The sequence below is a fragment of the Martelella sp. HB161492 genome (assembly GCF_013184775.1).
Taxonomy (GTDB): Bacteria; Pseudomonadota; Alphaproteobacteria; order Rhizobiales; family Rhizobiaceae; genus Martelella.
Genome location: NZ_JAATVV010000002.1, coordinates 479,396 through 492,490 on the forward strand (window position 1 = coordinate 479,396; position 13,095 = coordinate 492,490).

Below are 13,095 nucleotides of genomic sequence, written 5' to 3' on the forward strand. Positions count from 1 at the left end.
GGCCGCATATATCTATGAATTTTTTCATAATATTGCGGCATCAAATTCCTATCGTCATAATCTTTTCAAAATCAGGCAAACGGAAACCAAACCTCACCAAAGAGGTGCCGTTGCAAGAGGGGTATAAATGCTCAGATTCTTTCTGAACCGCCTGCTCATGGCGGTTCCGACGGTCATCATTGTATCGATTGCAGTGTTCGCGCTGATCCGCCTGATCCCGGGCGATCCGGCGGCACTGATGCTCGGAGACATGGCCGATCCGCAGCAGATTGCCGAACTTCAGGCAGATCTCGGCCTCGACAAGCCGATGCCGCAGCAATTCGTCATCTGGGCGAAGAATGCGCTGTCCGGCGATCTCGGCAGATCGATCGTCAACGACGAACCCGTGCTGCCGCTGGTCGCCTCGCGCTTTGTCATCAGCGGCGAGATCGTGCTGATCGCGGTCATTCTCGCAGCGGTCTTTGCGGTTCCCGCGGGTGTGATCGCCGCCTGGAAGCAGAACTCCCTGACCGACCTTGCCTTTGTCGGCACCGCGACCCTGCTGCTGTCCATCCCGACCTTCTGGCTCGGCCTGCTGCTGCTGTTGCTGTTCGGTTTGAAACTCGGATGGCTCCCGGTGCTTGGCTATGTCTCGATGCGGCAGAACTTTCTCGAGGGGCTGATCTACATCATCATGCCGGTGGCGACGCTTGTCATGCACGAGATGGGCGTCTTGCTGCGCATGTCGCGCGCATCGACGCTGGAGGTGCTGCGTCTTGACTACATCACCCACGCCCGCGCCAAAGGGCTTTCGGAAATGGCCGTGCTCTGGCGTCATGCCTTCAAGAACGCATTCGGCCCCACCTGGACGATGATCGGCCTGGTGCTCGGCAATCTGCTCGGCGGCATAGCCGTCATCGAGACGGTGTTCTCGATTCCCGGCCTCGGACGGCTGATGGTCGACAGCATTTTCCAGCGGGATTATCCGGTGATCCAGGGCTGCCTGCTGTTCGTCGCGCTTTCCTATGTTGCGGTCAACCTGATCGTCGATCTGCTCTATCCGATCTTTGACCCGCGGGTGACGGCAAAATGAGACATCTTTCCTACAATGCCATCATTGGCGGCTTCATCATTGCCGTGCTTCTGGCAACGGCGCTTCTCGGCGTATTCTGGACCCCCTATAATCCGCTGCAGCTGGATTTCGTGACCCGGCTTGCGCCGCCAAGCGCCGCGCACTGGATGGGAACCGACGAATTCGGCCGTGATGTCTTGAGCCGGATCATGGTCGGCGCCGGTGCCAGCGTCTGGATCGGCACGCTGACCGTCTCGCTCACCGTTATCGCCGGCACACTGATCGGGCTTGTCAGCGGTTATGCCCGCGGCGTGACCGATGGTCTGATCATGGCTGTCAACAATGCGCTGCTGGCCTTTCCGGGCATTCTTCTGGCGCTCGGCCTGCTGGCCGTGTTCGGCGCCAACCAGTATGGCATCATCTTCGCGCTCGGCATTGCCTACACGCCATCCATGGCGCGGCTGGTGCGCGGTGTTGTTCTGACCCTGCGCGAGCGCGAATTCATCGAAGCCTCCAAGCTGATGGGCAATTCCGAGATCTACACGGTCCTGCGCCATGTCCTGCCCAATTGCCTGGCGCCGATGTCGGTACTGGCGACAACCATGTTCGGCTGGGCCATTCTGTCCGAAAGCGCGCTGTCCTTCCTCGGCCTCGGCGTGCCGCCGCCAGCCCCTACCTGGGGCAACATGCTGGCCGCTGGCCGCCCGTTCATCGAGCAGGCCGTCTGGCTCGGCATTTTCCCCGGCCTTTGCATCGCCCTGACACTGCTGGGCATCAATCTTCTGGGTGACGCATTGCGCGACAGGCTCGACCCGCGCATGAGGGGGATCAGCTGATGGACGACATCCTTCTTGATGTGCGCGACCTGACACTGGTGCGCGGTGACGGCAAGGCCCTGGTCAATCAGGTCAGTTTCACGCTGAAGCGCGGCGAGATCTTCGGCATTGTCGGCGAAAGCGGCTCGGGCAAAACCCTGGCGACCCGGGCGCTGACCGGCCTGCTGCCGGCAGGGATCGAGGTTGCGACGGGCGAGACGCTGTTTGCGGGAACGGACACGCTGACCATGCCGCTGCGTGACCTTCGCCGACTGCGTGGTGCATCGATCGGCATGGTGTTTCAGGAGCCGATGACCTCGCTCAACCCGTCCATGACCATCGGACGGCAGCTCGAGGAAGGCCTGAAGCTGCACACAAGGCAATCAGCTGCAGACCGCCGCGCGGCCATTCTGGCCATGCTGACGCGTGTCGGCATTGCCGCACCGGAGCGCGCGCTCACCGCCTATCCGCACGAGTTTTCCGGCGGCATGCGTCAGCGCATCATGCTGGCCTCGGTCATGTTGCTGAAGCCCAGATTGCTGATCGCCGACGAGCCGACCACGGCTCTTGACGCCGTGATCCAGCGCGACGTGATGGAATTGATGGTGGAGCTGACACGGGCCGAAAACACCGCCGTGCTGCTGATCAGCCACGACCTGCCGATGGTGGCGCGCTACACCAGCCGGATCGCGGTGATGGAAAAGGGCGTCGTCGTCGAAAGTGGCGCGACCGATGATATTCTGACCCGCCCCGAACACGCCTATACGCGCAAACTACTGTCATCATTGCCGCTGCGCGGCGAAAACCGGGTCTTCGATCCGCATCAAGGCCCGCTCTTGCAGGTCAACGATCTGGTGGTGGATTACGGCGCCGCGGGCGGTCTTTTCCGCAAAGGTCAGGCCAAACGCGCACTCAACGGCGTCTCGGTGGAAATTCATCCGGGCGAAGTCGTGGCACTGGTTGGCGGTTCGGGTTCGGGAAAGACGACCCTTGGCCGCACCATTGCCGGGCTGGTCGATCAGACGGACGGCACGATCGTCTTCAACGGCAAGCCGCGTGAAGCCAACTGGAAGAACTACCGCCAGAATTGCCAGATGGTGTTTCAGGATCCGTTTTCCTCACTTGATCCGCGCATGACGATCCTCGATCTCGTCGCCGAGGCGCTGCGCGGCATTGCCGGGCTGTCACGCGCCGTCCGAAAGGCGCGCGCGCTTGCCGCCCTTGCGGAAGTGGGGCTCGACGATGAATTTGCCGGCCGGCTGCCGCATGAACTGTCCGGCGGTCAGCGCCAGCGGGTCGCGATTGCCCGCGCCGTTGTCCGCAAGCCGAAATTGCTGATCGCCGACGAACCCGTTTCGGCGCTGGACGTGACCGTCAGGTCGCAGGTTCTCGATCTCTTCGCCGAACTGCAGAAACGGCACGGCTTTTCCTGCCTGTTCATCTCGCATGATCTTTCCGTCGTCGAACAGATCGCCGACCGGGTGATCGTGATGAGCGAGGGCCGGATCGTGGAGGAAGGGCCGCGCGACGCCATTTTCGACAATCCGCAACATGCCTATACCCGCCGGCTGCTCCGCGCCATTCCTGCCCTCGATTACAACGAGAGCGGTGGCGTGGCGCTGAAGTGGCGGCTGGAGAACGAAGAATGATCAACACCGCCAGAACGATGGCAACCAGCGATGCGCTGGCCGAAATCTGCGCCCAGGAAACCTTTGATATCCGTTTCAAGGTCAAGAACATGCTGACCGGTGAAACCATTGAGCGGCAGGCTGACATTGAAACCCCCTCCGCCTCGACCCGCAAGATCTCGATCATGATGGCGGTTCTGGCCGCCGTCGAAGCCGGCCGGCTCGATCTTGATGAAGAGATCGTCTATGAGGCCCGGCTTGCCGAAGAGGTGGCGAGCGGCATTTTCCGGCACCTGACACCGGGCATCCGCCTGTCGCTTCGCGATGCCGTCACCGGCATGATCGTCCTGTCGGACAATGTCTGCACCCGCATGGTCTTCGAGCGCCTGTCGCTGCGCGAAGTCGCAGATTACTGCGCCGAGATCGGCATGGCGGGCACGCATCACCGGTTCCTCATTCCGCCGCTGGCTCTGCCGCACGATCACCCGCTCGACACGGTGACGACCACAACGGCCGAGGATCAGGTGATGCTGCTGGACACGATCCTTGCCGCGCAGACCGATGCTGCCGCCGCCGCGCGGCTGAAGGTCTCCACGCCGCTTGCCGCCTTTGCCCTGAAAACGCTGAAGGGCCAGGTGCTGCGCTATGGCATCCACTCGCGCCTGCCCTTCGGAACAATGATTGCCAGCAAGGGCGGCCGTGGCAAGCGCGGTCGCATGGACGCTGGCATCGTCTACCGCGATGGCGCCCCGCTCTTCATTCTTGCCGCCTATACCGACAACGTGCCGATGGAAATGGCCGATGGCTTGCCCGGCTACACGGTGGCGCTGGAAACCATCGGAAAACTCGCCCGCGCCTGCTTTACAGGCCTCTGAAAACCGCATGACAACAAGCACAAGGGAACAGACATGAAGAAACTCATTCTTGCCAGCACCATGCTGGTAGCACTTGGCCAGGTGGCCATGGCGCGCGACATCATCGTGGCACAGAGCTCCGATCTCAGATCCAATGTCCCGGGCGTCAACCGTGACGGCAATACCGACACGATCATGATGCATGTGCTGGAAGGTCTCGTCGGCTACACCGACAACGGCGCCGTCAAGCCGCTTCTGGCCAAGTCGGTTTCGATGTCCGATGACGGACTGACCTACACCTTCGATCTGCGTGACGACGTCGTCTTTCACAATGGTGACAAGCTCACCGCCGACGACGTGATCTGGAACATGAAGCGTTACATGGATCCGGCCACCAAATGGACCTGCCTGCCCGATTTCGATGGCAGCCGGGTGGTCAAGCTGACGGATGTCGAAAAGATCGATGACGAGACGGTGTCAATGACGCTTGCCGAACCGTCCGCCGTTTTCCTCGGTTTGATGGCCCGCCCGGAATGCGGCTTCACCGGCATCATCTCGCCGAAATCGGTTGCCGCCGACGGCAGCTTCATTGCACCGATCGGAACCGGCCCGTTCAAATGGGATGCGTGGAAGAAGGGCGAATATGTTCATCTGCTGAAGAACGATGCCTATGTCTCTCCGCCCAATGATGGCAAGCCCGACGGCATGGTCGGCGCCAAGGACGCGCTGGTCGACGGTGTGAAATTCATGGTCGTGCCCGATGCCTCCACGGTCAAGGCCGGAATCCAGTCCGGCGCGCTCGATCTGGCCGAAATCTCGCCCGATCTGGTGCCGGAATTCAAGGATTCCAAGGATGCAAAGCTGATTGTGGCTGCCAATAACGGCAAGAACCTCTTCTACATGCAGACCCGCGATCCCGTGCTTTCAAAGCCGGAAGTGCGCCGCGCCATGGCCATGGCGCTCGATCTGCCGCAGCTGGTCGCTGCCGCCTCGAACGGCACGGGCAAGGCCAATTGCTCCATGGTCGCCAGCAATTCGATCTATTACAGCGAAACGCAGCAGAAATGCCTGCCCTATGATCCGGAAGCCGCAAAAGCCCTGCTGAAGCAGGCCGGCTACAACGGCGAGAAGATCAGCATCATCGCCAACAAGCGCGGCAATGTTCCAAGCTATCCGGCAGCGATCATTGCCCAGGCGATGATGCAGCAGGTCGGGCTCAACGTCGAGATCGAGGTCCTCGACTATGCCACCCAGGTCGAGCGCCGCCGCTCGGGCAATTACCAGGTGATTTCACAGTCGGTCTCGCCGCGTCTGGACCCGGCGCTGATGATGAGCTTCTACGTCGGCGACAAGGACAAGAACAGTTCGCTGATGTGGGACAATCCGAAGGCAATCGCCCTTCTGGATGCCGCCTATCGTGAAACCGATCAGGCAAAACGGCAGGCCATCTTCGACGAATTCCAAACATTGATGCTCGAGGACATGCCGGGTCTGTTCATGTACGACATGGTTGACATCTGGGCAGCGACGGCCGGTCTTGAAGGCGACCCCGTCTGGCAGGGCAATGCCCGTGTCTGGGAAGTTTCGCTTCCCTGAAGCGCCCCGCCGCGCCCTTCCCCGGGGCGCGGCCTCATCTGTTTCATCTCAAATCCTGCACCGCGCGTTTCGCGCGCGGGCGTTTTCGTTTGCCGCCTGACAAGGAATTTTCGCATGGCACAGCAAGAGGTGCTTGAACTCGCAAGCCTGATTGAAGAACTCAAGGGCGATTTCATCGCCCTTTCAGACAAGGTCTTTGATCTGGCCGAACTGAAATTCGAGGAACAGGCCTCCGCGGCCCTGCAGATCGCCATGCTCGAACGCGCCGGCTTCTCGCTTCGCCGCAACGTCGCAGGGATTGCGACAGCCTTCATCGGCGAGCGCGGTCAGGGCGGACCGGTGATCGCCATCATGGGCGAGTTTGACGCCCTGGCCGGCATGAGCCAGGTTCCCGGCATCGCCCGGGCCGAAGCCATCCGGGAGGGTGAAAGCGGACATGGCTGCGGCCACAACCTGCTTGGCAGCGGCTCGCTGCTCGCCGCCATCGCGCTGTCCCGCTATCTCGAGCAGAAGCAGATCCCGGCCACGGTGCGCTATTACGGCTGCCCGGGCGAAGAAGGCGGCGCAGGCAAGACCTTCATGGTTCGCGACGGCGCCTTCGATGATGTCGATCTGGCACTGACCTGGCATCCCGCGCCGTTCAACGGCGTACGCTCCACCAACAATCTGGCGATCATCGAATATCATGTGCGTTTCTCGGGCGTCGCCGCCCATGCCTCCAACGCCGCCCATCTCGGACGCTCAGCGCTGGATGGCCTTGAACTGATGAATATCGGCGTGAATTTCCTGCGTGAACACATGCCCTCCGATAACCGCATCCACTATGCCATCACCGATACCGGTGGCGTTGCCGCAAATGTGGTGCAGGCCCGGGCGGCGGCGCGCTATCTGGTTCGCGCCCCGGATATGGCAGGCGCCATGCGGCTCGGCGAACGGGTGAAGAAGGTTGCCGAAGGTGCCGCCATGATGAGCGAAACCACCGTTGACATCGACGTCGACACCGCCACCAACAGCCTGTTGCCGAACATCGCGCTCGAAACCGCCATGCATGAGAATCTGGTGACGCTCGGCCCCGTGCCATTCGATGAGGCGGATCAGGCCTTTGCCGAGAAGATCCAGTCAACCTTTTCGCAGGAAGCGATCGATAGCAGTATCAGGCTGTATCAGATCAGGGGCGATGCGCTGGCAAACCAGCCGGTCGACAGCAGCCAGGCGCTGCATCGCGGGCTCAGGGCCTTCGAGGGACAGTCGCATTTCCGCGCTGGCTCAACCGATGTCGGCGATGTCAGCTGGGTGACGCCAACGGCACAATGCTGGGCACCGGCCTGGGCAATCGGAACGAACCCGCATACCTGGCAGGTTGTCGCCCAGGGCAAGAGCGCGGCCGCCCACAAGGCCTTCGTTCACGCGGCCAAGGCGATTGCGGCCACCGGGCTGCAAGCGGCAACGGATCCCGCCCTTTTGGAAAGAGCCCGCAACGAATGGCGCGAGAAGACAGGCGGAAAGCCCTATGTGTCGCCGCTGCCGGCGGACCGCAAACCCACTTAGTCCTTCGGCCGGATGTCAATTCGGTGTTCGACGCCGACGCCGAACAGGCGCGTCTGTCGCGACTGCTGGTACTCAAGCGAGCGGCCGACAACGATGCGGTCCTGTTCGGGGGGCACCTTTCAGGCAATTTTCGCGATCAGGGTATCTCGCAGCGGAAGAGACTTTCGGTGGCGCGCCGGCTGAAGACCGAACCCGCGCGGAGCGATTGCGGTCAAACGGAGTGGCGGGATTGCGGTAAGACTGGACGGCCGGTTCAGGCCGAACACCGGTTACGGCGAAAGGCTCTTTGGTGTCATCCTTCTACCGCCAATATCGGAAGATCCTAAACGGCCCCTTTGCGGCCTTCCGCATGACGCAGCCTTTGTGAAGGACGTGTGTGGTCCGGGAAGCCGACCATGCCGCGTTTCAGGCCATCTGCCCCGGGCCGGTGTAACGGCGCGTAGACGAGACCTTTCAAACGCTTGCATCCATGCCGGCGGAACCGGGGCTGACCGTGCTTGCCCAGTGTCAGACCATCGCACCCGCTGCCGTCCGATTTGCAGCGCCCCCGGCCACACTCTCGATAAACTTATGGCCATGAACTGAGACAGGTCACTGCGGATGGCCCACCGAAAAGCGAGCGGCTTCGAAAATGAAGGGCATCAGCTTTCGCCCTTCCCTCGACAATCGATATTCGACGCGCAGCGGTTTTTCCTCGAAATCGATCCTTTCGATGAGGTGGTCCGCTTCCAGTTCCCGAAGATGCTGAGTCAGCATTTTCTGCGAAATGCCCGGAATGTCGCGCAAGAGCTGCGATGATCGCATGGCTGGATCCGCAAACAGACGGAGCAGAATGGGGAGCTTCCAGCGGCCCTGGATCATCCTGATCACGCGGATCACATGTTCGGCCGCGCCATCCGGCCCCAGGCAGGCGGCCCGATGCTCTGCCGTGACAGGCCCATTCAGGGGCGTACTTGCTTGGTCCATCATCTCGTCCAATCGTCTGCATCTCGCAATCAACATGGCGTGCTCAGGGTGGAACCGCAACTGCACGAGAAGACCGTGCTGGTGACCAAAAGCAGCAAGGGCATCGGAGAGGCAATCGCCAGAAAGCTTTCGCAGGCTTCCGATATCGCGGTTTTCTGAGGACGCCGTGTGCGTCGCCCGGCCGGTCTCCGGCGCAATGCGCGCCAGCCAAAAACCATAAAATTTCGTTGCATCCTGAGGGTAATAGCTCGGCTTGTCGCCAACGACACCGATGAAACTGTTGAACGCCCTGCGCTTCACCTTGCGCCGGGAGAACCTCTGGAAATCGCTCTTTCCGCTCAGCTCCGGCGCGGCGATCTCGTCAATATTGACGGCAAAGCCCCCCGAACGCCAGGATGTTTTTCTGACCCGATAACAGCCGATGCTTCGTGGCCACCCGCAAGCACCGAGGCCCAAAATGCATTGTCACCAGGGGCAAGCGCACGGCCACCCACCAGGCCTTCCTCCACGCTGAAAAGGCGATTACGGCCACCGGGCTGCAAGCGGCTATGGCACTCAGTTCGAAGCCAGGGCATTTTGCAGCTGCAGGGATGGGAAATGCCCGGCGCATGCCCCGGGTCTGGCAGGCGGCAAGGCGCAGATAAATGCAGATATACATGGTGCGCGTGAAGGGACTCGAACCCCCACACCTCTCGGCGGCAGGACCTAAACCTGCTGCGTCTACCAATTCCGCCACACGCGCAAGGTCGCCCTTCATAGGGCAGTTGCCACGCCGTTGCAAGCGGTGAGACAGGCATGCAAGGCCGGGTAAAGCCCTACAAAAATCAGGGAAATAACAGCATGCCAGTGGAAATCTGCACATCAGATTGCCCGTCATTTGGCCAGTTTTAAGCCACTTTTATAACCTCACAATATTGGCATGCGCAAAATGCATATCTTCCATGTTCAGATGGCACTCCAATTCTGCCACATTCCTCGGTATAACAAAATCAACGAAGCGACGGAGACCTTACAAGCCAAAGCGGTTTGGACCTGAGATCCTCGCAAACCCGCCTCGCGGGATGACAAAGTTTCGAAGACGCGTACTCCTCCTCCCAACGCGCTTCGATCAGGTTGACGACACTCCTCCTCCCAGTCGTCAGCCACACCAAATGACGCTCACCGGATCCTCCTCCCCCGGTGAGCGTTATTTTTTTGCCGGTATGCGCCGATTCCGGCCGGGAAAGCAGAACTCTCCTTCTTTTCTCAGCCCCCCCATCCAAAGATGCGTTGATGACCGCTTTCCGGGCAGGCTTCGGCCCAAGCCGTGCATTCAACGCATAGGCGACAGGAGCAACGCGCGCTGCCGCTCACGGCGCGACAGGCGTATATTCAAACCATCAAAAAGGTAGGGCGCGGGATGCGCCGGTGACGAAAGCAAGAGGTGTCGCCATGATGATGATTCGCTCGTTCAACAACTGGCTCAAATATCGCCAGGCCGTATCGCAGATCAGCCAGCTGAGCGAAAGAAAGCTGTCGGATGTCGGCATCGCACCGGCAAATATTCGTGCCGTTGCCCGCAAGGCCTGCTTCTGAGCCCTTTCAATTCTTTCTGCCGGACCTTTTGGCGCTGAAAGCCCAAAACGGGCGCGATAACAGCCTCAATTTCAGCCATTCACCCTCGATTGCCTACGAAATAGTCGACACTTCGCATAAATGCATGGCAGTTGCACAAGCTTTGCACACCATCTTTGTAAAATACCGACTATATGAACGGCCAAGGCAACAAGCCAAGAAAAATCGAGGAAACACTCAATGAACCCCTTTCGACTGACTGGCGCATGGCTCAGCTATCGCCGCACCCGTTCCCAGCTGCGTCGGCTGAGCGATTACGAACTGAAGGATATCGGCCTGACGAGCTCCGATATCGACCGCGTAGCCTCACGGGCATTCCGCTGATCTGCGCACAGCACGGCGACAATGCCGCGCTGAGACTGCATGAGCCTTACGACAGGCATGTCGGCGAGAAGACGCCCAGCGGGCAAGACCTTGCGGACATGCAGACAAGCTCACGTGAAATGACCTACGAGTAAACGGCGCCCCTCCCTGCGGCGCCGTTTTCTTTTGTGCATTGATGCATTTCCTTCTGACCCCGGGCGGCAGGCGCATCATCGCCGGATCAATGCACTTGTCAGGACGCTATTTCCGCCTATGTTGGGGCACTTTTTCTGAGAAGCATTCTGGAAGCCTGCCCATGTCGACCTTTGGCCGTTTCACCCCGCTGATTAACGCATTGCCGTCAACCGTTCCCTTTGTCGGGCCGGAGGCACTGGAACGCATCTATGGCAGGCCGATGCAGGCACGCATTGGCGCCAATGAAAGTGGCTTCGGACCTGCCCCCTCGGTGATCCGCGCCATGCAGGAACAGGCTGGCTCGGTCTGGATGTATGCGGATCCGGAACATTTTGCGCTGAAGCAGGCGATCGCCACGCATCACGGCCTGTCGCCAAAGAACATCGCCATCGGCGAAGGGGTCGACAGCCTTCTCGGCCTGACGGTCCGGCTGGTGGTGGAAAAGGGCACCAAAGTCGTCACCTCAAAGGGTGGCTATCCGACCTTCTCCTACCATGTCGACGGTTTCGGCGGTGAGCGTATTGGCGTCGCCTATGATGGTGACCGTGAGAACCTGCCCGGCCTGCTTGAAACCGCCATCCGCGAAGATGCGACCATGGTCTATTTCGCCAATCCCGACAATCCGATGGGGAGCTGGTGGGAAGCGACGGATGTGCTGGAATTTGCCCGCACTCTGCCGGAAACCTGCCTTCTGGTCCTGGACGAGGCCTATTGCGAGTGCGGACCGCTCACCGCCTTCCCGGACAGCGACAGCCTGATCGATCTGCCGAATGTGCTTCGTTTCCGCACATTTTCCAAGGCCTATGGCCTGGCCGGCGCACGCGTTGGCTACGCCATGGGCGCGCCGGAAACAATCGCCATGTTCGACAAGATCCGCAATCACTTCGGCATGCCGCGCCTGAGCATTGTTGCAGCACTTGCCGCCCTTGCCGATCAACCCTATTTGCAGGCCGTGATCGGCAGGATCCGCGAATCGCGCGACGAGATCGGGCGGATCGCCACCGCAAACGGGTTTGAGGCCCTGCCCTCGGCAACCAATTTCGTCGCGGTTGATTGCGGCCGCGATGGCGCCTATGCCCGTGCCATCGTTGAAGCCCTCGGCAAGCGCGGCGTCTTCATCCGCATGCCGGGCATCGCCCCGCTCGATCGCTGCATCCGCATTTCCACCGGACCGTCCGGCGATATGGAGCAGCTGGAAGCGGCATTGCCGGCCGTTCTCGCCGAACTTGGCTGAACCGCCGGCAGCAGATTTGTCAGTGCAGCGTCATCCACTGGCGCGCGGCACGCAGCGCCTGCGCCAGCTGGTCCTTGCTCATGTGGAGCGCCAGCTCCGCACGATAACGCTCGGCTCTCTCGTCACCGGCAATCGCTGCGATATTCAGCCACTTATGCGCCTCGACGAAATCGGCCGGTCCGTCATGGCCAGCCGCTGCCCGCAAGCCGAGCCTGAGGCAGGCTGCGGTGTTGATGCGGGCAAGCGGCGCCTCTTCAGCCATATGCATTGTCATTCTCCTATCACCTGTGCCGTCATTGCGGCCACGGAGCCTTTTGGCCCTTCGTTGAAATCGACAATGCCGCCGAGGCTTTAACAAATCTCCTAACGCATTTGCTTAACAAAATGGTTCAGCGGCACCGCAGATCTGCAAATGCGATAAAATATATTAAAATCAATACTTTGTACGATTATTCTCGATTTAACATCGGTTTACCATCAAAAAAAGCCGTCCAGCTTTTCCACAGCTGAACGGCTTTTGACGACAATTTCTGGCGCTGTCAGCGGGCTTTCTGGCCGAACAGCACATTCTGCGCGCCCTTGTCGGCGGCAAGGTTCATCTTGGCGCGCTCATCCTGGCCGACGGAAAGGCCGCGCTTGACCGCCGGGCGGTCCATCACCGCCTCATACCAGCGCTTCAGATGCGGGAAGTCATCAAGGGTCTGCCCCTGTGCCTCATGCGATTTGACCCAGCCGATCGAAGCCATATCGGCGATGGAGTAATCGCCGCCGAGATAGTCGACCGCGGCAAGACGCGTGTTCATCACGCCGTAGAGACGGTTGACCTCATTGGTGTAGCGATTGATTCCATATTCGATTTTCTCAGGTGCATAATTGCGGAAGTGATGCGCCTGTCCTGCCATGGGGCCAAGGCCGCCGATCTGCCAGAACAGCCATTCCTCGACGGCGACCCGTGCACGCTCGTCTTCGGGATAGAATTTTTTGAACTTGCGGCCGAGATATTGCAGGATCGCCCCCGATTCGAACACCGAGATCGGCGCACCGCCGGGCCCGTCCGGATCAATGATTGCGGGCATGCGGTTATTGGGCGAGATCTTGAGGAAGTCCGGCTTGAACTGGTCGCCCTTGCCGATATTCACATAATTGACGTTGTAGGGAACGCCGGCCTCTTCCAGGAAAATGGTTATCTTGTAACCGTTTGGAGTCGGCCAATAATAAAGCTCAATCGGTGTGTTCACGACAAATCTCCTTGTCTGTATGCTTCAAGATATAGCGAGGAATCGGCAGGATA

12 protein-coding genes and 1 tRNA gene are annotated in these 13,095 nt (G+C 60.1%); 9 read left to right on the forward strand and 4 right to left on the reverse strand.

Going from position 1 to position 13,095, the window contains the following annotated elements:
* Positions 1-127: 127 nt before the first annotated feature.
* From HCK86_RS05095 to HCK86_RS05120, 6 genes are all read left to right on the forward strand, one after another.
* Positions 128-1,072, forward strand: a complete 945-nt coding sequence (locus tag HCK86_RS05095) for an ABC transporter permease (protein ID WP_176083377.1) — start codon at positions 128-130, stop codon at positions 1,070-1,072.
* A complete protein-coding gene (locus HCK86_RS05100) occupies positions 1,069-1,887 on the forward strand; it encodes an ABC transporter permease (RefSeq protein ID WP_176083378.1) in 819 nt (272 codons plus the stop codon). The genes HCK86_RS05095 and HCK86_RS05100 overlap by 4 nt, the downstream gene beginning before the upstream one ends.
* Positions 1,884-3,515, forward strand: a complete 1,632-nt coding sequence (locus tag HCK86_RS05105; protein ID WP_176083510.1) for an ABC transporter ATP-binding protein — start codon at positions 1,884-1,886, stop codon at positions 3,513-3,515. The genes HCK86_RS05100 and HCK86_RS05105 overlap by 4 nt, the downstream gene beginning before the upstream one ends.
* Positions 3,512-4,369, forward strand: coding sequence for a serine hydrolase (locus tag HCK86_RS05110; RefSeq protein WP_176083379.1), 858 nt, complete (start codon positions 3,512-3,514; stop codon positions 4,367-4,369). The genes HCK86_RS05105 and HCK86_RS05110 overlap by 4 nt, the downstream gene beginning before the upstream one ends.
* A 33-nt stretch (positions 4,370-4,402) precedes the next feature.
* On the forward strand, positions 4,403-5,944 hold the full coding sequence (locus tag HCK86_RS05115) for an ABC transporter substrate-binding protein (RefSeq protein ID WP_176083380.1): 1,542 nt from the start codon (positions 4,403-4,405) through the stop codon (positions 5,942-5,944).
* Between the two features lie 114 nt (positions 5,945-6,058).
* A complete protein-coding gene (locus HCK86_RS05120) occupies positions 6,059-7,492 on the forward strand; it encodes a M20 family metallopeptidase (RefSeq protein ID WP_176083381.1) in 1,434 nt (477 codons plus the stop codon).
* Between the two features lie 591 nt (positions 7,493-8,083).
* Here HCK86_RS05120 and HCK86_RS05125 read toward each other — a convergent pair.
* Positions 8,084-8,458, reverse strand: coding sequence for a helix-turn-helix domain-containing protein (locus HCK86_RS05125; RefSeq protein WP_176083511.1), 375 nt, complete (start codon positions 8,456-8,458; stop codon positions 8,084-8,086).
* Between the two features lie 657 nt (positions 8,459-9,115).
* Positions 9,116-9,200, reverse strand: a tRNA-Leu gene (locus tag HCK86_RS05130).
* A gap of 689 nt (positions 9,201-9,889) precedes the next feature.
* On the opposite strand from HCK86_RS05130, the gene HCK86_RS05135 reads away from it, so the two are divergent.
* From HCK86_RS05135 to HCK86_RS05145, 3 genes are all read left to right on the forward strand, one after another.
* Complete coding sequence (locus tag HCK86_RS05135) at positions 9,890-10,033, forward strand: DUF1127 domain-containing protein (protein ID WP_176083512.1); 144 nt, start codon at positions 9,890-9,892, stop codon at positions 10,031-10,033.
* 219 nt (positions 10,034-10,252) lie between these two features.
* Complete coding sequence (locus tag HCK86_RS05140; RefSeq protein ID WP_176083382.1) at positions 10,253-10,396, forward strand: DUF1127 domain-containing protein; 144 nt, start codon at positions 10,253-10,255, stop codon at positions 10,394-10,396.
* 295 nt (positions 10,397-10,691) lie between these two features.
* Positions 10,692-11,804: a pyridoxal phosphate-dependent aminotransferase gene (locus tag HCK86_RS05145; protein WP_176083383.1), complete on the forward strand. Its 1,113-nt coding sequence runs from the start codon at positions 10,692-10,694 to the stop codon at positions 11,802-11,804.
* 19 nt (positions 11,805-11,823) lie between these two features.
* Here the strand turns inward: HCK86_RS05145 and HCK86_RS05150 are convergent, their stop codons facing one another.
* On the reverse strand, positions 11,824-12,072 hold the full coding sequence (locus tag HCK86_RS05150; RefSeq protein WP_246739454.1) for a sel1 repeat family protein: 249 nt from the start codon (positions 12,070-12,072) through the stop codon (positions 11,824-11,826).
* 271 nt (positions 12,073-12,343) lie between these two features.
* On the reverse strand, positions 12,344-13,042 hold the full coding sequence (locus tag HCK86_RS05155) for a glutathione S-transferase N-terminal domain-containing protein (protein WP_176083385.1): 699 nt from the start codon (positions 13,040-13,042) through the stop codon (positions 12,344-12,346).
* Positions 13,043-13,095: the final 53 nt, after the last annotated feature.